This window comes from Caulobacter sp. P1_B12_2, from assembly GCF_056406675.1.
The window spans coordinates 1-1,086 of record NZ_JBFTZS010000776.1; the positions used below are offsets into that span (position 1 = coordinate 1).

Here is a 1,086-nt window from a genome sequence, read left to right on the forward strand (position 1 = left end):
ACCCTGGACGCCGCCCAGGTCCTGCGCGACGAATTCAAGCTGGGCGACGGCGAGGCGACCGACGTGCTGACCATCAGCCTGTCGGCCACCGACTTCATCGGCCACCGCTACGGCGCCAAGGGGCCGGAGATGTGCGACCACCTGCTGCGGCTGGACGACCGGCTGGGCGCGTTCCTCGACAGCCTGGACAAGGTCAAGGGCCAGGTCCTGGTCGTGCTGGCCGCCGACCATGGCGGATCGGATTTCCCCGAGCGCCTGGCCCAGCAGGGCTATGACGCCGGCCGCGTGCCGCCGGTGCAATGGCTGAAGGACCTAAACGCCGCCGTCCGCGAGCAGCTGCAGCTGGCCTATGACCCGCTGGTCCAGGCCGGGGGCATCGAGTCGCTGTACGTGGTCGGAGCTGACGGCAAGGCGCCCAGCGTCGGCGATCACGCCCAGGTCACCGCGGCGGCCCTGGCGATCCTGGCCAAGCGAACCGAGGTGTTCGCCGCCTACGACTCCAACACCCTGGTCACCGCCGCCCCGCCGCCCAAGGGCACGCCGCCGGACGAGATCAGCGTCGCCGAGCGCATGCGCCGCAGCGCCTATCCCGGCCGGGTGGGCGACATCCTGGTGGCCTTCCAGCCCTACCAGACCCCGGCCTCGCCCGGCGTCAGCTACGTGGCCAGCCACGGCAGCCCCTGGAATTACGACCGTCGGGTGCCGATCTTGTTCTGGTGGAAGGGCGGCCCGGCGCGTGAGCGAGTGCTGCCCATCGAGACCGTCGACATCGCCCCGACCATCGCGGCGGTGACGGGCGTGACGGCGCCGGGTGACGTGGACGGGCGGTGCTTGCCGCTAGGGGCGGGGCCTGGCTGCTAGCCAGAGACTCGCGCACCCTCTCCAGACGAGGTTAGGGTTGGGCGAACCCCGGGAGGCTCCATGTCACGACGCCTGATCGCGCTTACCGCCCTCGCGCTCCTGACGACCACCGCCGCCCGTGCTCAGCCCACCCAGGCCCAGCTCGACAGCATCGCCGCTCACCTGCGGGTCAGATACCAGGTGCTCGACAACCGACCYGGCCCGGCGGCCTGCGCGCCGGCCCCG

1 protein-coding gene is annotated in these 1,086 nt (G+C 71.7%); it reads left to right on the forward strand.

Features of this window, described 5'->3' with window-relative positions; all coding sequences use genetic code 11:
* The coding region (locus tag AC1DZ6_RS25685; RefSeq protein WP_477099910.1) for an alkaline phosphatase family protein at positions 1-861 on the forward strand (861 nt) is incomplete at its 5' end.
* Positions 862-1,086: the final 225 nt, after the last annotated feature.